Raw genomic sequence first — 16,498 nt, 5'->3', positions numbered from 1 at the left:
AAGCGAGATGTGCCATGGTGGAGTGTGCTTGATTTCAACCGCGTACGCGACATCGCACTCACGCTGCCGGGCGTCGAGGAGTCGGAGTCCTGGGGCACCCCCTCGCTGAAGGTGAACGGCAAGATGTTCATCCGCCAGCACGAGGACCCCGAGCTGATGGTGTTCAAGGTCACCGTCGAGGAGCGCACGGCGCTCACCGAGGAACGACCGGAGATCTTCATCGTCACGCCTCACTACCAGAACTACCAGTACATGCTGGTACGGACCTCGGCGCTCGACCCGGGCGAGCTCGGCGAGCTGGTCACCGACTCCTGGCGGATGACCGCGCCCAAACGCCTGGTCAAGGCCTTCGACGAGCGTGGTTCCTAGCCGGTCCACCTCCGGTAGCGCCGCACGGCGAGCGTGCCGAAGAGGAGCCCGAGCCCGGCGATCCAGGCCGAGGTGGCCAGCACGGCCCCCGCGGCGGGCTCCGCGGCGGCCAGGGCGCGCAGGGCGTCGCTGGCTGCCGACAGCGGATTGGCCCGCACGACGGGCTGCAGCCAGCCGGGGAAGGCCTCCAGCGGCACGAACCCCGAGCACAGGAAGAACAGCGCCGTCGTCGGCGGTTCGAGGGTGCCGCGCACACCGTCGGCACTGGAGCCGGCCAGTGCGACATACAGCGCGATCGTCATGCACATGACGGCGAAGGCGGCGATCAGCGCGAAGAACGCCAGCACCCCGAGCACGCCGCCGCCGAACCGGAACCCGGGCACATGGGCGACGGCGGTGGCGGCGACCGCGACGGCCGTCATCCGCACGACGTCGCCGAGCACACGCCCGGTGAGCGTGGCCCCGACGCCGACGGGCATCACGCGCAGCCGGTCGAACATGCCCTCGCGCAGGTCGGTGTAGAGCCCGACACCGCTCGGCGCGATGCCGAACGTCACGGTGGACAGCACGATCAGCGGGGCGAACCGCTGGATGTACCCCTCGCCCACCAGGCCGCCGTACACCGGCAGGATGGTGAACATCAGCAGCACCGGAAAGGCGAAGGCCGAGATGACCAGCTGCGGTGTGCGCAGGAAGCGCCGCAGGGTCCGACCGGCCAGCAGGGTGACCTCGGTCATCGCGACGACCTCCTGAACGCGCGTACGGCCAGCCAGCCGAAGAGCAGGAACAACCCGCCGAGCCAGGCCAGCGGCGCGAACCAGGCCACGGCCCGCCCGTCGGCCAGGGCCCGCAGGGCGTCGACGACCGCCGTGTACGGATTGCCCCGCACGAGCGGCTGCAGCCAGCCGGGGAACACCTCGACGGGCGCGAACACCGTCGACAGGTTCAGCGCGGGCAGCGTCACCAGGAACACCATGGAGCCGATGGCCTCGGGCTCGCTGGACTTCAGCCCGAGCACGGCCGCGCCGGTGGCGAAGCTCAGCGCGAAGGCGACGGCGAGCGCGACGAAGGCGAGCGCCTGCACCGGCCCGGGAAAACGGAAGCCGATCACATAGCCCACCGCGACGATCACCGCGATCGGCACGAGGCAGCGCACGGCGTCGGCGCCGAGCCTGGCGACCAGCACCGACAGCCCGCTGATCGGCAGGGTGCGGTAGCGGTCCAGCATGCCGTCGCGCCGGTCGGCCGCGATGAAGAACGCGGTGGACACGGTCGTGAAGCCCATCGCCATCATGACGATCGCGGGCGGCAGGAACTGGGCGAACTCCACCCCCCTGGCCGTGAGCAGCCGGGCGAGCACGATGCCGAACCCGCCGAAGAACACCAGCGGGGTGACGACGAGCTGGACCACCGAGCGCACGGTGAGCGAGATGCGCAGGTTGCGGCCGGTCATGACGCCGATCTCGTGGATCACTCCGTCCTCCCGGTCAGCGCCCTGAACACGTCGTCGAGCGTCGGCCTGCGCATGGTGATGTCGTCCGGCTCGATCCCGACGCTCTCCAGGCTCCTGACCACCCCGGCCAGCACGCCGATGCCGCCCGCGGGCAGCAGCACCGCGCCGTCGACCTCCTGGGCGTCCGGCAGCGCGCTGACCGCCTTGGCCCGAAGGACCGGGTCGGCGATCCGCACCTCGCACACCGCGCCGCCGCCCACCCGCTCCTTGAGCTCGGCGGGCGTGCCCTCGGCGATCACCCTGCTGTGGTCGATCATCACGATCCTGTCGGCGAGCGCGTCGGCCTCCTCCAGGTACTGCGTGGTGAGCAGGACGGTCACCCCCGAGGCGCGCAGGTCGCGTACGGTCTCCCAGAGGGTGTCGCGGCTGTTGAGGTCGAGGCCGGTCGTGGGTTCGTCGAGGAAGAGCACCGGTCGTTCGACGACGAGGCTCACGGCCAGGTCGAGCCGTCTGCGCATGCCGCCCGACAGGGTCTTGACCTGTTTGTCGGCCTTCTCGGCCAGGCCGAACCGCTCGATGCAGGCGGCGGCCCGCTCCTTGGCCTCGCTCTTGGGCAGTTTGAGGAGCCTGGCGAAGAAGACGAGGTTCTCCCTGGGGGTGAGCAGGTCGTCGACCGCGGCGAACTGTCCCGTGGCCGCGATGCTCCCGCGTACTTTCCCCGGCTCCTGCAGCAGGTCGAACCCGGCGATCCTGGCCGCGCCCGAGTCCGGCCGCAGCAGGGTGGTCAGGCAGTTGACGAGGGTGGTCTTTCCCGCTCCGTTGGGCCCGAGCAGCCCGAGCACGCTGCCCTGGGCGACCTCGAACGACACCCCGTCGAGAGCGACGGTGTCCCCGAACGACTTGCTGAGGCTGTCCAGCTCGACAATGGCGGTCATGAGTATCAACTCTCTTGTTTTCCCCAAGAGGTGTCAATGCTCTGCCCATGAACAACAGAAGCATGAAACGATAGCCGCAGCTCAGCCGTCCCGTGCGACGAGCCGGCGCAGCAGTCTGGCGTTCTTCTCGCTCACCGCTGGGCCCGCGCGTTCCAGCAGGCCGGCCAGTTCGCCGGGGAAGCCCGCATACGCGCTCGCCGCGTCGCGCTCGCGCCACGCGGTCAGGTCGTCGTGCGCCCGCCGCCTCAGCGTCTCGTCCTCGTCGGTGGCCAGCAGCAGGTCGGCCCTGACCCGTGTCCAGGTGTCCCTGTAGGTCAGGAGCCGGTGCGCGGTCCGCCGTACGTGGGCGTGCCGTGAGCCCAGCAGGTCCCACAGCAGGCCGGCGGGCACGCCGCGTGCACGCGCGGTGGCGGCCTCGGCGCGGACCACGACGGGCGCCGGGTCGGCCAGCAGGCCGGTGACGTCGGTCGCGGCGCCCAGTCTGCGCAGCGTGCGCACGGCCTGCGCCCGGACACGCGGCCGGGGATCACCCAGGTACGGCTCGGCCAGGACCGCGTCCGAGGCCTGACCGCACTCGCCGAGCCCCGCCAGCAGCACGCGCTCACGGCCGTCGCGTGCGGTCAGGCCGTGCCGGTAGCAGGCGGCCGGGTCGCCTCCTGCCCGCGCGTGTGCCCACTGGGCCGTCATCCGCATCGCGGCGGCGCGGTCGGCCAGCATGTCGGGGGTGCGGCCCGCCCCGCCGAGCGCGACCAGTGCGGTGAGCGCCCTGACCCTGACCTGCGACGAACGGGCGGTCAGCAGCACTTCGACGACTCCCGGGTCGCCTTCGGCCTTCGCCAGGTCGCACAGCGCCTCGGCGCACCGCACCCGCGACAGGAGGTCCGGCTCGCCGAGCGCCGCCCGGGTGAGGCCGCGCCGGTCGAGCCGTCCGGCGTCCAGGCTCACCTCGAAGGCGAACCGCCGGGTCCGCAGGTCCGGGCTGCGCCGTACGGCCGCGAGCGTGGCGTCGTCGGCGTGCGAGAGGCGGTGGCGTACGGCCTGCGTCGCGTCGGTGGCGTGTGTCCTGGCCGCGAGGCGCAGGAGGACCGGCAGGACGGCCAGGACGACGGGCAGCGCCTGGGCGTCGGGGCGCTCCAGCAGACCGGCGAGTACCTGTCCGGCCGCCTGCCGTACCTGGGGCACCCAGTCGGCCGTTCTGAGGGCGAGCACGGGGTACAGGCGTGGGTCCGTCGTCGTCAGGGGATGGCGGACCGCCTTCTCCCGCACCCGTCCGTCACGTCCGCACGCGGCCAGGGCCACGGTCAGCGGGGTGTCGGGGTCGCCGTCGGCACGGCTGCGCAGGAGGGGGTCGAGGGCGATCCAGAGGGCCGGGTTCCCGGCGTTCAGCGTGTCGAGAACACGCTCACGCAGGGCCGGATCGAGCCAATGGCGAGCCGTACTCACTTTTTGCCTTCACCATGCCCTACGCAGGCTTACTGGAAATATTGTTAACAGATACGAGCGGTGTCCGCCAGGGCTCGCACGGTTCGAGATCGCGAACAGTCACCGATGGAACCCGTGAAGGGAGCGATATGAGCATCTCCATAGCGTTGATCCTGCTGATCCAGCTTGGGCTCGCGCTCGCCGGCCTCTCCATGATCTGCGCGATCACCCGGACCCGGAGCAGAAGGCGCAGAAATCCCCCGCCGATGCGGCCGGGGGCCCGATCCTGGGCCCCCGCACTGACCGGCGCCCAGGCGGTCCCCCTGCGCCTGGGCGAACCGGGCGGGATCGCCGGATCGTAGGCCTCCTACCGCTATATCGTGCCTTCGTGGAAGATCTCATCATCACGCGTCGCCTGCGGGTGCCCGTGGACGCGGGCGGCACGGACGCCGGTGGCTGGGGTGGAGTGGCGGCCAGGCAGCTCGACGCGGCGCTGCTGAGCGTCGGCTTCACCTGCTCACCCGCGCTGCACGCCCGCCTGGCAACCCTGCCGGGCGAGCAGGTGGTGGATCTGGGGGTACGCGTCCTGGCCTCGGTGCGCCGCCTGACCGGCGACCATGTCCAGCACAACGCCTACTTCATCGACTTCCCCCGCAATGTGCCAGGCACGCTGGAGTTCTGGGCCGGACTGCTGCGCGAGGCCATGCTCGACCCGGTCGCCGCCGCCAAGCTCACACCCGGCACGTTCGACCTGCTGCACCTGCCCGCCTACGGCCAGTACCAGCACGCCTATCCCGACCTGCTCGCCGCGCACGCCGAGCTGATCCCACTGGCCGCCGACCGCGTGACCGTACTGGAACTGGGCGCGAGCCTGCGCGAGGAGGCCGACGCCCTCTACCTCTCGCTCGCCGCCTCCCAGGCGCCGCTGCCGCCCGAAGACCTCGCCGCCCTGCGCGTCCTGGCCGCCGCCTGCGACGTCCACCCCGAACACATCCCCGTGCGCGAGAACCGCGCCGTCGTCAACGAGGTACGGCTGGCCGCCGGGCTGGCGCCACTCGTCGACACGGTGACCGACGTCCTGCGCCTGGCCTGCGCCTGCTCGGGCGGCGACGTCACCCTCGACCGGCCCACCCGCCTGCGCTCCTTCCGCCGCGCCGAACGCCGCGCGCTGCTGGCCGCGCTCGACGCGCTGCCCGTCGCACGGCACGACGACGTCCTGCGCCATCGCGAGCAGTGGAAGCGGCTCGGCGAGCGGCTGCACCCGCACGACTACCCCGCCTACGCCCGCGCCGCCCAGGTCTTCGAGGTGGCCAGAGGCACGCGCAAGGCGAACGGCGTCACCGGCAGGATCGAGGCCGCCCTGGCCGCAGGCCGTACGGCGGAGGCGCTCACCCTGCTCGAACCCACGCCTGGCGCGTTGCTGCGCCGCGTCGACCACCTGCTGCGCACCGGCGGCCCCGCCGTGCTCGACGCCGCCGTCGCCGCGATCGCGAGCGCTTCGGGCCGTGTGCTGCTGTCGCTGCGCGAGCACCTGCACAACCGCCGCTCGCCCAGTGAGCGCGTGTTCACCAACAGGCGGGGCAAGGCCTGGACGACTCCCGACCTACGCCCGCCGCTCGACCCCGGTGTGCTCGGCCCGATGCTCGACGCCCTCGACGCCGAGATCGCCTCCCGGCTGCCTGTGCTCGGCGAGATCACCGTCGAGGAGGCCATGCTCGACGTCGCCCTGCCGCTGTCGGCCCGTCCCGCCGCGCCCGGTCTCGGCATGCTGCCGCGTGGCTCGCTCTCGGCCGTCGACGGCGAACTGCTGCGCTTCTTCGTGCACTGGCGCCAGGCCGCTCGGCGCACCGACTACGACCTGTCCGCGCTCATGCTGGACGCCGACTACGCCGATCCCCTACACATCTCGTGGACCGAGTACGCCAACGACTTCGCCGTCTACTCGGGCGACCTCACCGACGCGTCGCGGGGCGCTTCGGAGTTCATCGACATCCGGCTCGCCGCCTCCACCCGGCCGATCGTCATCGCCCAGGTCAACATCTACGCGGGCGAGCCCTTCGACGAGGCGGCCGAGGCGTTCTTCGGCTTCATGAGCAGGGACGCCGCCCAGCAGGGCCGTCCGTTCGAGCCGCGTACGGTCCGGATGAAGTCCGATCTGCGGGGCAGTGGGCGTATCGCGTTGCCGCTGGTGTTCCTGCGCGGGGAGGACGACTCGTGGCGGGCGAAGTGGCTGCATCTCTACCTGACCGGTCGTCCCCGGTACAACCAGGTCGAGGGGAACCGGCTCACGACGTCGCTGCTCGTACGGGCGATCGTGGGGCGGGAGTACCTGACGGTGAGATACCTGGCCGGGTTGCTGCGGAGCAGGGCTGCGGCCGGGGGGCCTGCGGTGCACATCGGGCTGTCCGGGGCTGGGGCTGGGGTGGACGGGGTTCGGACGTACACCCCTGCGACACTGCACGAGCTGATCCCCGGGTAGCCGACGGGTCCGCCGTGGTTCAGCTCTGGCTCGGCTTTGGCTCGACTCTGGTTCGGCTTTGGTTCGGCCGGTGAGGGGTGCGTGCGGGCTACGACCTTTCGGTCCACACGTGGCCTCACCGGCCGGTATGCCAGGAAAGCGGACGAGCTAGTCCAAAACCGGCGCTCCCGAAGGAGCACTCCGGTTCCCGCAGGTGTGAAGGAAGCCCGCCCATGGCCTCGCGCCGATCACGCTACCAGCCCCGGCCACGCGACGCCGTACACGATCAACGAGCGACCGCCACCTGCGGCGACCGAATCACATTGGCCGCCTGAGCCGGAGGAGCCACCAGCGCCAGCACGGCGACGATCCCGACGAGTGACACCAGAACGCGCATCAGATCTCCGATCGATCATCGTGGTCAATGGTCAGTGGTCATTGGATGGAACGACCCTTTGCAGCGTGAGCGCTACTCCTCCGAATGTCGATGTCCCCGGGCATACCACCGCACCCTCAGTCTGAGCAGACCTCAAGAATCCCGGCATTGGCCCGGTCGAGTTTCTCGTTGGCCGCCTTGACCTTGTCCTCCCCCGTCGCAGCGCCGAGCGTCGCCCGCAGTTCGGTGATCGCCGCCGCCTGCGCCTCGACGGCCGCACGAATGTCGCCATCGGCCTTGCTCGCACGCGTGGTCAGTTCCTTGGCCAGAGCCGCCGGAATGTCCTGCTTGAAGGCAAAGGTAGCCAGCCTGCCATCCGGATCACCCAACTGCTTCGCAACATTGCGCCCAGCCTCACAAGCAGCCGCCGCCTCAGCACTCACCCCACAACCAGCAGCCCCCAGCAACACCACCACAACCCCGACAACCGCCACCGCCCTACCTAAGATCATCGTCATACTGCGACCATAGGCCACCGTCCCCACCTTGACGAGAGCCTCTGACGCACCTGACTTGCACTCAAACGGACAAGAGGAAGTCGTCGATCCAGTTCGTCGAGGCGGCACTGCCCTCGAAGGAGACCACACTTCCAGGAGCAAGGTCCCTCAACCTCCCCAGCAGCAGCGCGAATGCGCCCAGACTGAGTGGATGCCACCCCTCACCCATCCGATAATCCAGATCGACCCGCCCTGGCGCGATGAACACACCGAGGTCCGGGAAGGACGCCCCCTCCCGGCCGATGCCGTTCAGAAGCACATGGAAACCGTCAGCTCGTCGACCGCGAACAGGTCTCCGACCTACTCCCACACCTTGACGTACGGCAGAAGCGGCACGAGCGGATCCGGGAGCAAGGCCACGAGTCGGCGAGCTTCAGCGAGAACGGCGTCGTCGAGGTCCTCATCGCTTTCGCCAAGTGCTTCCCGTAGGACGTAGCAGCCGTCGAGCTCGGCCAGCCGGGCGGTCAGCTCCCATTCATGATCAATGTGATTGTTGATCAACAGCGTCGCGTCCGACGGCGAGAGCCGACCGGACAGAACCTGCCCGGCGATCACGCGTACCGTGATCGCCTCGAGCTCGTCACTCCCGCGCGGGGGAAGAAACAGGTGCAGCTCATGCAGAGTCGCATCGAGCTGTTCACGAAGTTCGAAATAGCCCGGACTGCGCAGCCCCGCCAGGATGCGGAGCTCAGGGGTGTCCCACCCGGCCACCAACGCCTCACACGCACTCGCCACGACGTCGTCCGCCGCCCCCAACCCACTGACCCACAAGGTCGATGCCGCCCAGAGGTTCTCGACGGACTCTCGCATACTCACGCGCCTAGAGTGCCTCATCGCTTGTCGTGTTTGATACGGAATATCTGGATATAGACGACCAGGATCATGCTCTTGGTAGCACGACGGCGGCGGTGGTTGACTGAGCCATCAGCGGGTCACTGGAGGCTTACGCGAGCACGTGCTGGCCGATCTACGCTTTCCACTGGCGGGCTGAACGCAAGAGCGGGTTGTCGCCGGGCCGGAAATGACGGCGACGAACCAGGAGTGCCGACACACGAAGGCCGCGGAAAGCCTCGAAACCCGCGCAAACGTCACCGCACCGGCAGCCCGGTGACCGCTCGGCCGATGATCAACCGCTGGATCTCGGACGTGCCCTCGAAGATGGTGAAGATCTTGGCGTCTCGGTGGAAGCGTTCCACGGGGTGGTCTCGGGTGTAGCCGGCGCCGCCGAGGATTTGGATGGCCTGTTCGCTGACCCATACGGCTGTCTCGCCGGCTGTCAGTTTGCTCATGGAGCCTTCGGCCTGGTGGAACGGGCGGGCGGTGCGGGCCATCCAGGCGGCGCGCCAGGTGAGGAGGCGGGCGATGTCGACGCGGGTGGCCATGTCGGCCAGGCGGAAGGCTATGGCCTGGTTCTCGCCGATCTTGCGGCCGAACTGCTCGCGTTCGCCGGCGTAGTCCCTGGCGTACTCGAAGGAGGCCCTGGCGATGCCGACCGCCATGGCGGCCACGGTGGGGCGGGTGGTTTCGAACGTGCGCATGGCGGTCTGCTCGCCCGAACGTTCGCCGTTGCGTACGCGGGACAGGCGGGCGTCGAGTTTGTCCTGGCCGCCGAGCAGGCAGGAGCCGGATACGCGTACGTTGTCCAGGACGACCTCGGCCGTGTGGGAGGCGCGTATGCCGTGCTTCTTGAACTTCTGCCCCATGGACAGGCCGGGGGTGTTCGGCGGGATCACGAACGTGGCCTGACCTCGGGTGCCGAGGGCGGGGTCGACCGAGGCGACCACGATGTGGACGTCCGCTATGCCGCCGTTGGTGACCCAGGTCTTGACGCCGTTGATGATCCAGTCGCCGCCGGGGGTGAGTTCTGCCCTGGTACGGATGGATCCGATGTCGGAGCCGGCATCGGGCTCGGAGGCACAGAAGGCGCCGAGCTTGACATCGTTCTCGGTGCCGAACATCCGGGGCAGCCACTCCCCCATCTGCTCGGCCGTACCGCCAGCCGACAGTGCCGCCGCGGCCAGGCCGGTGCCGACGATCGACAGACCGATGCCCGCATCGCCCCAGAACAGCTCCTCGAACGTCACCGGCAGGGCGAGTCCGCTCTCCTCGAACCATTGGGTGGCGAAGAAGTCGAGCGAGTACAGGCCGATCTTGGCGGCTTCCTGGATGATCGGCCAGGGGGTTTCCTCGCGTTCGTCCCACTCCGCACCGGCCGGGCGGATCACATCTCGTGCGAACTCGTGCACCCAGCCGCGTAGTTCGCGTACGTCGTCGCTCGGGTCGAGGTTGAAACCGGTCATGGGACTCGCTCGCTCACTTGGGTGCGTATGCGTTGAGGCGTTACCGATGGTAACACCGGGAAACTACTCGCGAGTAGTCGGGGGGAGCGGGCCAAGGATCCGGCAACGTGGAGTAATCTCTCAGTCACTTGAGGTGGCGTACGGCGGGGTGGAGGGGTGGGGGATGGTGATCGGTCGGTGGTTCGCGGGGCTGGTCGCCGCCCTGCTGGTCGCGGCTGGGTATCTGGCGGTCGAGGAGTGGCGCGAGCAGGCGGGCGCGGTGTCGTTCACGGCCTGGTTCGATCGGGCTGTGGGGATTTATCCGGGCTCCGACGTGCGGGTTCTCGGGGTCAAGGTGGGGCGGGTGCGGGTCGTCGAGCCGGTCGGCAGGCGGGTACGCGTCGAGGTGGAGGTCGAGGCCGGGCGGAAGATCGCGGCTTCGGCGCAGGCGGTGATCGTCGCGAGGTCGGTGGTGGCCGACCGGTTCGTCCAGCTCACGCCCGCGTACGTGTCCGGGGCGACGCTGCGTGACGGGGCCACGCTGGCGGCCGGGCGTTCGCCTGTCGAGATCGACGAGGCGCTCAGCGGGTTCCATTCGCTGACGACGGCGCTGGGGCCCGAGGGGGCCAATCGCGACGGGGCTCTGTCGCAGTTGCTCCGGGTGTCGGCTGACACCTTCGCCGGCCAGGGCGAAAGCGTCGGCTCGACGATCAAGGACCTGTCCGACGCGGCCTCCGTACTGGCCGACGACCGTGACGACTTCACCGCCACCGTGCGCAATCTGGCCGACATCACTGCGGCGATGGCGCGAGACGATCGGCGGATTCGGCGGTTCATGCGGGATCTGGCGGGGGTGGCCGGGCAGTTGGACGGGGAGCGTACGGAGTTGCGGGCCACTCTGCGTGGGTTGAGCCGGGCGTTGACGCAGGTGGCGGGGTTCGTGGAGGACAACAGAGGGCAGCTCGGCGGTGGGGTAGAGGAGGTGTCGCGGCTGAGCCGGCTGCTGGTCGAGCATCGGCGGTCGATCGAGACGTTCCTCGACGTCGGCGCACTCGGGGTGAACAACGCGGCCAACGCCTATGACGCGCGGAGTGGGGCGTTCCGGGTGCGGCTCGATCTTGACGGGCAGACGGACGACGTGGGGCGCTGGCTGTGCTCGCTGGCGTACTCGATGGGGGCTCCGCCTTCCCGGTGCGAGGCGTTGTTGCGGCCGTTGCGGGAGGTGGGGCAGGCGCTGGGGCGCGGGGTGGCGCTGGACGCGTCGTCGCTGTTGCCGCCTGGGGGTGGGAGATCGGCGGGAGTGGGGGTGGGGGTGGGACGGGGGGATCCGACGTTGGGTGGGCTGGTGGAGGGGCCGAGGTGACCGCGGGGTCGCCTGCACCCTTCAAGGCGCGCGCATGAAGGGGGGCAGGTGCGGGGGTGGCGCTAGATGGTGACGAAGCCTGTTGCCAGGCCGACGACGCCCACGACCCCGCCGATGGCGACCACCGCGAACAGGGCGAGTTCGGCGGGTGCGAACACGCGTCTGGCGTGTTCGCGGCGGGTCAGGACGAACAGGACGGTGCCGAGGCCGTAGACGATGCAGGACAGGAGGAGGAACTCCAGGCCGGCGGCGACGATGAGGAACAGGGTGTACAGGACGGCCAGGGCGGCGACCAGGAGGTCCTTGGGGCGGCCCCGGGCGATGCGCAGGGCGTAGCCGGCGGCCAGGAGGTAGGGGATAAGGGACAGGGCGCTGGTGAGTTTGAGGGTGAAGGAGAAGGCGTCCTCGGAGAAGAGGGTGACGACGAGGACCAGGCTGATGAGGACGGTGGTCATCAGCAGGGCGTTGAGGGGGGCGCCGTGTCGGTTCTCCTTGCGGAGGAAAGCGGGCATGTCGTCGTCCTTGGCGGCGACGAACAGGACTTCGGCCGCCATCAGGGTCCAGGCCAGGTACGCGCCGAGCACCGAGACGATGAGGCCGACGCTGATCAGCACGGCGCCCCACGGGCCGACCACGGCCTCGAGGACGCCCGCCATCGACGGCTGGCGCAGGGACTCCAGCTCGGCCTTGGGCATGGCCGCGTACGACAGCAGGGTGACCGAGGCGAACAGGGCCAGCACGCTGACGAAGCCCAGCACGGTGGCCTTGCCGACGTCCTCGCGCCGCCGGGCGTACCTGGAGTAGACGCTCGCGCCCTCCACGCCGAGGAACACGAACACGGTGACCAGCATCGTCGCGCGGATCTGGTCGAAGAGGGGGCCGTCGCCCTGGAGGTTCAGGGTGAAGGTTCCGGCTTTGAAGGTGACCGCGAGGATGACGACGAACATCAGGATCGGTATGAGTTTGGCCACCGTGACGATCCTGTTGATCGCGGCGGCCTCCTTGACGCCTCGCGTGATCATGTAATGGAAGGCCCAGACGCCGACGATCGACACGACGACGGCCAGGATCGTGTCGCCCTCGCCGAAGCCGGGCACGACGGCGCCCAGGGTGGATTTGATCAACACCCAGTACGACACGTTGCCCACGCAGGCGCTGGCCCAGTACCCGAAGGCGGAGTAGAAACCGGGGAACTCGCCGAAACCGGCCTTGGCGTAGGCGTAGACACCGGCGTTCAGGTCGGGTTTGCGTACGGCCAGCGTCTGGAACACGAACGCCAGCATCAGCATGCCGAACCCGGCGATCGCCCAGGCGGCCACGGCGCCGAGCACGCCCGTGGCCTGGGCGAAGTTGCGCGGCAGCGAGAACACCCCGGCGCCGACCATCGACCCGACGACCATGGCGGTCATCGTGGGCAGCGACAGTTTGTTCGTGACCGGCTTGGAATCGACGCTCATACCCTGCCCATCTCCCGATCGCGAAGGCGGTCGCCCACCGGGCGGACGAACACGGTATTTCCGCTGATCACTCGCCTAACGGGGGACAGGGAGATGCTTTTCGATCATGTGCCCTTTTCATCGGGAAAGGGCGCTGACGATCTACCCGTTCTTCGCGAACGGCTCACGCCGGTGCACGCTGACCGCGTAGCCGCCGGAACCCGGGTACGGCTCGGCGCTCCAGGTGGCGTACCTGTCGACCAGCGTGAGGCCGGCCTCGGCGCACCATCCGTCGTAGTCGTCCGTCGTCACACTCGGCGGCACCGGCAGATGGGCGGCGTCCAGGCCGAACCCGGCCACGAGCAGGCCGCCGGGCCTGAGCGCCCGCGCCAGATGCAGTACGGTCTGCGGCTCGGTGCCCTCGGCCAGCAGCGGGATGACATTGCCCGCGGCCACGACGAGATCGAACGGCCGCTCGCCGAGCACGTCCGGGGTGAGGGCGGCCAGGTCGGCTGAGATCCAGGTCAGGGCGGGGGCGTTGGCGCGGGCGACGGCGAGCATCGAGGGGTCCAGGTCGACGCCCACACACTCGTAGCCGTGCTCGGCCAGCCAGATCGCCACCCTGCCGGTGCCGCACCCGGCGTCGAGCACCCGCGCGCCCGGCTCGGCGTACGAGGCGACCAGCCGGGCCTCGCCGTCCATATCCTGGCCGGAGGCGGCGAGTTCGGCGAAACGGGCCGCATAGCCGGAGCCCGCGTCGCCGCCGGTGAGGTCGTTCCATCGGCTGGTCATGGGTGGGAGTCGCCTTCGGTCGTCGCGGGTGGGGTGGGTGGGTGGGGTGGGTGCCGGGGCTCGGTCCAGGGGCGTGGTCACGCCTGGACCAACAGACCCGGTGCACGTGGCAGCCGGGCCTCAGCCTGGGGTCGTGGTCACGCCTGGACCAAAAGCCCGGCTCACGTGGTGCTAGGGCGTTGGTCCGGGATTGTGGTCATCGGTGGGCGTTCGGCGATCGACATGTCCCTGTCGACCGTCTGGTGGCCGGAGGGCGTGCGGCGGAACTGGGCGAGCCGTACCGAGGGCTCGTGGAGGGGGAGCATCTTGCCCTGGCGTTCCAGGCGGGACCAGGCGGCGAGCATGATCTGGCCTGCCATCGCACCGAGCGCCTCGGTCGACTGGTGGGAGTGGATGCGGCGGCCGAGGTCCACCTGGGCCAGGGCGTCGAGGCCGACCAGGTCGAGGAGGTCGACCAGGAGGCCGAGTTCCACGCCGTAGCCGGTGACGAAGGGGATCTGCTCCAGGGCCGATCGGCGACCGGCGTACTCGCCCGCGAGGGGCTGGACGAATCCGGCCAGTTCCGGCCAGTGCAGGTTGATGAGGGGGCGGGCGACCAGCTCGGTGACCCGGCCGCCGCCGGTCGGCGCGTCGCCGAGGGGGCGGTCGTAGCAGCCCTTGACGTAGGCGACGGCGGGATCGGTCAGCAGCGGGCCGAGCAGTCCCGTGACGAACGTCGAGCGGAACCTCCGGATATCGGCGTCCACGAACACCAGCAGATCGCCGGACGTCACCCGCAACGACTTCCACAGCGCCTCGCCCTTGCCGTCGAGAGGCTTGAGGTCGGGCAGGATCTCGTCCTGGGCGAACACACGCGCGCCCGCGGCCGAGGCGACGGCGGCGGTGTCGTCGGTCGAGCGCGAGTCGATGACGACCACCTCGTCGACCAGGTCCGCGAGCTCGCCGCGCAGGGTGGTGACGATATCGCCGACGGTTTCGCGTTCGTCCCTGGCCGGAAGCACGACCGAGATCGTCGTGTCGCCCTTGAGCGCGAGGAGGTCGCCGAGCGGCCAGTCGCCCGCCGACGATGTGCGGGTGCGCGTCCACGCCTCCACCTCAGGCAGCACGCCACTCTCCCCCGCCGTGTCCGGTTGTGCTCGCGGCACCAAGCTTAGGGTGTCGCTCCCGGCGATCGGCTGGCCGCCCGCTCAGGTGGAGGCGGCGTGGCGTTCGAGGAAGGTGTACACGTCGGCGTCGTCGACACCGGGGAAGGAGCCGGGCGGCAGGGCGGCCAGGACGTGGGAGTTCGCACGCGCCGACGGCCAGGCGTACCCCTCCCAGCGCTGGGCGAGCTCGGCCGGAGGGCGGCGGCAGCAGTCGCCGGTGGGGCAGTTGGACTTGGTACGGTTTGTCGTCTCGCGCCCTCGGAACCAGCGCGAGTCCTTGAACGGCACGCCGAGGGTGATGGCGAAGTCGCGTTCGCGTGAGGGGTCGACGTGGGCCACGCAGAAGTACGTGCCGGTCGGCGAGTCGGAGTACTGGTAGAAGACCGAGAAGCGGTCAGGCGAGGTGAACACCTGACGCCCCGACCAGTGCAGGCACATGCGCTGCCCCTCGATCGCGCCCTGCTCGTCGGCCGGGAAGACGATGCCGTCGTTCTCGTAGGCCTTGTAGATGGTGCCGCCCGCGTCGTTGCGGACGAAGTGGCAGGCCAGGTCGAGGTGGTGGGTGGCCAGGTTCGTGAACCGGTGGGCCGCCATCTCGTACGACACCGCGAACACGTCGCGCAGGTCCTCCACCGACAGCGCCCGGTCCTGCTTGGCCTCACGAAGGTACGGCACGGCCGTGGCTTCCGGGACGAGTACGGCGGCGGCGAAGTAGTTGGCCTCGGTGCGCAGGCGCAGGAAGTCGGCGAAGTCGCGAGGCTTGTCGTGGCCGAGTGCGAGATGGCCGAGCGTCTGGAGCAGGATGGTACGCGGGCTGTGCATACCGAGCTGCTCGTGCTTGACGTAGATGCGGCGGTTGCGCATGTCGGTGATGGAGCGTACCGATCTCGGGAGGTCCTGGACGGTGTGCACGGTGTAGCCGAAGTGCGTCACCAGGGCCTGGACGGTGCTCTGCGACAGGGCGCCCGTACGGTAGCCCACTGCGGCCAGCGCCTGGGCCGCAGCGCGTTCGATCTCAGGGAAGTAGTTGCCGAGCTCCCGTTGCCTGCGGCGCAGCTCGGCGTTGGCCGCCCTGGCCTCCTCCGGCGTCGCCGTACCTCTGGCCTGGCGGGCGCGTAGCTCGCCGTACAGGCCGAGCAGGTGCTCCAGCACGTCGTTGGGCACACGGGCCGAGACCTTGAGCTTGGGCAGGCCGAGCGCGGTGTAGATGGGGTCGCGCTGCGCCTCTTCGAGGGCGATCTCCAGTTGGGCCCTGCGGTTGGGCGGCTGGCGGCGCAGCAGCTCCTCGACCGGGACGTTCAGCGCCGCGGCCAGCGACTTGAGCAGGGACAACTTCGGCTCGCGCTTGCCGTTCTCCAGGAGCGACAGCTGGCTCGGCGCACGACTCACCCGCTCGCCGAGATCGGCCAGTGTGTAGCCGCGCTGTTTGCGCAGATGCCGCAGCCGCTGCCCGAACGCGATGAGATCAAGCTCCTGCGTCAAAGACAGCGGTTCTTCACCCAGCAATGCAGCCATGGATGAATCCTAGGCGCAAAAAGGGCACTTCTTCTAGTGCGAGGGGCGTGGGGTGTAGGGGTGGGCGACTCTCGACTGCGCTTGGCCGAGCGGACAGACGCCGGAGACGGACAATCACGGGGCTGGGCGCGAGACGAGGGAAGGCAGGGCGGGGGAAGGCAGGGCGGGGGAAGGCAGGGCGGGGGAAGGCAGGGCGGGGGAAGGCAGGGCGGGGGAAGGCAGGGCGGGGGAAGGCGGCAATGTGGAGGGCGTGACGCAAAGCCTGGGCGGGACGGGGCCGGGTTGCGGGGCAGCGCTGGAGTGCTGGGCGGTAGGCGATCTAGGCAGTGAGTAGGGAGCGGGTGGGCGAGGAACTAGCGGGGAGCGGGGATTGGGGCGGGAGCGAGTGGTGGGTGGGA

At 69.7% G+C, this 16,498-nt stretch carries 16 protein-coding genes; 4 read left to right on the top strand and 12 right to left on the bottom strand.

The window, feature by feature from the left end:
- Positions 1-24 precede the first annotated feature (24 nt).
- Positions 25-369: an MmcQ/YjbR family DNA-binding protein gene (locus ACTWNK_RS18825; RefSeq protein WP_474305463.1), complete on the top strand. Its 345-nt coding sequence runs from the start codon at positions 25-27 to the stop codon at positions 367-369.
- On the opposite strand, the gene ACTWNK_RS18820 is transcribed toward ACTWNK_RS18825, so the two are convergent.
- From ACTWNK_RS18820 to ACTWNK_RS18805, 4 genes are all read right to left on the bottom strand, one after another.
- The gene (locus ACTWNK_RS18820) at positions 366-1,106 is read right to left on the bottom strand and encodes an ABC transporter permease (protein ID WP_474305461.1); all 741 of its coding nucleotides are present in this window, start codon (positions 1,104-1,106) and stop codon (positions 366-368) included. The two genes, ACTWNK_RS18825 and ACTWNK_RS18820, sit on opposite strands and share 4 nt — an antisense overlap.
- Positions 1,103-1,843, bottom strand: coding sequence for an ABC transporter permease (locus ACTWNK_RS18815; RefSeq protein WP_474305459.1), 741 nt, complete (start codon positions 1,841-1,843; stop codon positions 1,103-1,105). Before ACTWNK_RS18815 ends, ACTWNK_RS18820 begins: the two co-directional genes overlap by 4 nt.
- Positions 1,840-2,757, bottom strand: a complete 918-nt coding sequence (locus tag ACTWNK_RS18810) for an ATP-binding cassette domain-containing protein (protein WP_474305457.1) — start codon at positions 2,755-2,757, stop codon at positions 1,840-1,842. Before ACTWNK_RS18810 ends, ACTWNK_RS18815 begins: the two co-directional genes overlap by 4 nt.
- Before the next feature lie 81 nt (positions 2,758-2,838).
- Entirely contained in the window at positions 2,839-4,200 is a 1,362-nt protein-coding gene (locus tag ACTWNK_RS18805) for a hypothetical protein (RefSeq protein ID WP_474305455.1), read from the bottom strand.
- Between the two features lie 128 nt (positions 4,201-4,328).
- Between ACTWNK_RS18805 and ACTWNK_RS18800 the strand changes: the two genes are divergently transcribed.
- Both ACTWNK_RS18800 and ACTWNK_RS18795 read left to right on the top strand, forming a co-directional pair.
- Entirely contained in the window at positions 4,329-4,541 is a 213-nt protein-coding gene (locus ACTWNK_RS18800; RefSeq protein ID WP_474305453.1) for a hypothetical protein, read from the top strand.
- Positions 4,542-4,567: 26 nt separating this feature from the next.
- On the top strand, positions 4,568-6,658 hold the full coding sequence (locus tag ACTWNK_RS18795) for a TerD family protein (RefSeq protein ID WP_474305451.1): 2,091 nt from the start codon (positions 4,568-4,570) through the stop codon (positions 6,656-6,658).
- A gap of 492 nt (positions 6,659-7,150) precedes the next feature.
- Here ACTWNK_RS18795 and ACTWNK_RS18790 read toward each other — a convergent pair whose 3' ends face one another.
- The 4 genes from ACTWNK_RS18790 to ACTWNK_RS18775 all read right to left on the bottom strand — a co-directional run bounded on the left by ACTWNK_RS18790 (position 7,151) and on the right by ACTWNK_RS18775 (position 9,870).
- Positions 7,151-7,531 carry a hypothetical protein gene (locus ACTWNK_RS18790; protein WP_474305449.1) on the bottom strand — a complete coding sequence of 127 codons (381 nt, stop codon included), beginning with the start codon at positions 7,529-7,531 and terminating at the stop codon, positions 7,151-7,153.
- 61 nt (positions 7,532-7,592) lie between these two features.
- A complete protein-coding gene (locus ACTWNK_RS18785; RefSeq protein ID WP_474305447.1) occupies positions 7,593-7,829 on the bottom strand; it encodes a hypothetical protein in 237 nt (78 codons plus the stop codon).
- Between the two features lie 41 nt (positions 7,830-7,870).
- Positions 7,871-8,380 (bottom strand): hypothetical protein, encoded by a 510-nt coding sequence (locus ACTWNK_RS18780; protein ID WP_474305445.1) that lies wholly within the window; start codon positions 8,378-8,380, stop codon positions 7,871-7,873.
- A 278-nt stretch (positions 8,381-8,658) separates the two neighbouring features.
- Positions 8,659-9,870 carry an acyl-CoA dehydrogenase family protein gene (locus ACTWNK_RS18775; RefSeq protein WP_474305443.1) on the bottom strand — a complete coding sequence of 404 codons (1,212 nt, stop codon included), beginning with the start codon at positions 9,868-9,870 and terminating at the stop codon, positions 8,659-8,661.
- Positions 9,871-10,033: 163 nt separating this feature from the next.
- Here ACTWNK_RS18775 and ACTWNK_RS18770 point away from each other — a divergent pair, with 163 nt between their 5' ends.
- On the top strand, positions 10,034-11,212 hold the full coding sequence (locus tag ACTWNK_RS18770) for an MCE family protein (RefSeq protein WP_474305441.1): 1,179 nt from the start codon (positions 10,034-10,036) through the stop codon (positions 11,210-11,212).
- Positions 11,213-11,274: 62 nt separating this feature from the next.
- Here ACTWNK_RS18770 and ACTWNK_RS18765 read toward each other — a convergent pair whose 3' ends face one another.
- The 4 genes from ACTWNK_RS18765 to ACTWNK_RS18750 all read right to left on the bottom strand — a co-directional run bounded on the left by ACTWNK_RS18765 (position 11,275) and on the right by ACTWNK_RS18750 (position 16,100).
- Complete coding sequence (locus tag ACTWNK_RS18765) at positions 11,275-12,669, bottom strand: basic amino acid/polyamine antiporter (protein ID WP_474305439.1); 1,395 nt, start codon at positions 12,667-12,669, stop codon at positions 11,275-11,277.
- 141 nt (positions 12,670-12,810) lie between these two features.
- Complete coding sequence (locus ACTWNK_RS18760) at positions 12,811-13,440, bottom strand: class I SAM-dependent methyltransferase (protein ID WP_474305437.1); 630 nt, start codon at positions 13,438-13,440, stop codon at positions 12,811-12,813.
- Between the two features lie 161 nt (positions 13,441-13,601).
- Positions 13,602-14,546: a glucosyl-3-phosphoglycerate synthase gene (locus ACTWNK_RS18755; RefSeq protein ID WP_474305435.1), complete on the bottom strand. Its 945-nt coding sequence runs from the start codon at positions 14,544-14,546 to the stop codon at positions 13,602-13,604.
- An 81-nt stretch (positions 14,547-14,627) separates the two neighbouring features.
- On the bottom strand, positions 14,628-16,100 hold the full coding sequence (locus ACTWNK_RS18750; protein ID WP_474305433.1) for a helix-turn-helix domain-containing protein: 1,473 nt from the start codon (positions 16,098-16,100) through the stop codon (positions 14,628-14,630).
- Between the last annotated feature and the right edge of the window lie 398 nt (positions 16,101-16,498).

The organism is Nonomuraea sp. IBHARD001 (assembly GCF_056106265.1).
The sequence above is the reverse complement of the archived record's forward strand: the minus strand, read 5'-3'. Positions and strand labels throughout refer to the sequence as shown.

Excerpts from the sequence above, each read along its gene's own strand:
- ACTWNK_RS18820 (WP_474305461.1), bottom strand. The coding sequence starts at position 1,106 with ATGACCGAGGTCACCCTGCTGGCCGGTCGGACCCTGCGGCGCTTCCTG.
- ACTWNK_RS18810 (WP_474305457.1), bottom strand. The coding sequence starts at position 2,757 with ATGACCGCCATTGTCGAGCTGGACAGCCTCAGCAAGTCGTTCGGGGAC.
- ACTWNK_RS18800 (WP_474305453.1), top strand. The coding sequence starts at position 4,329 with ATGAGCATCTCCATAGCGTTGATCCTGCTGATCCAGCTTGGGCTCGCG.
- ACTWNK_RS18790 (WP_474305449.1), bottom strand. The coding sequence starts at position 7,531 with ATGACGATGATCTTAGGTAGGGCGGTGGCGGTTGTCGGGGTTGTGGTG.
- ACTWNK_RS18780 (WP_474305445.1), bottom strand. The coding sequence starts at position 8,380 with ATGCGAGAGTCCGTCGAGAACCTCTGGGCGGCATCGACCTTGTGGGTC.
- ACTWNK_RS18775 (WP_474305443.1), bottom strand. The coding sequence starts at position 9,870 with ATGACCGGTTTCAACCTCGACCCGAGCGACGACGTACGCGAACTACGC.
- ACTWNK_RS18770 (WP_474305441.1), top strand. The coding sequence starts at position 10,034 with ATGGTGATCGGTCGGTGGTTCGCGGGGCTGGTCGCCGCCCTGCTGGTC.
- ACTWNK_RS18765 (WP_474305439.1), bottom strand. The coding sequence starts at position 12,669 with ATGAGCGTCGATTCCAAGCCGGTCACGAACAAACTGTCGCTGCCCACG.
- ACTWNK_RS18760 (WP_474305437.1), bottom strand. The coding sequence starts at position 13,440 with ATGACCAGCCGATGGAACGACCTCACCGGCGGCGACGCGGGCTCCGGC.
- ACTWNK_RS18750 (WP_474305433.1), bottom strand. The coding sequence starts at position 16,100 with ATGGCTGCATTGCTGGGTGAAGAACCGCTGTCTTTGACGCAGGAGCTT.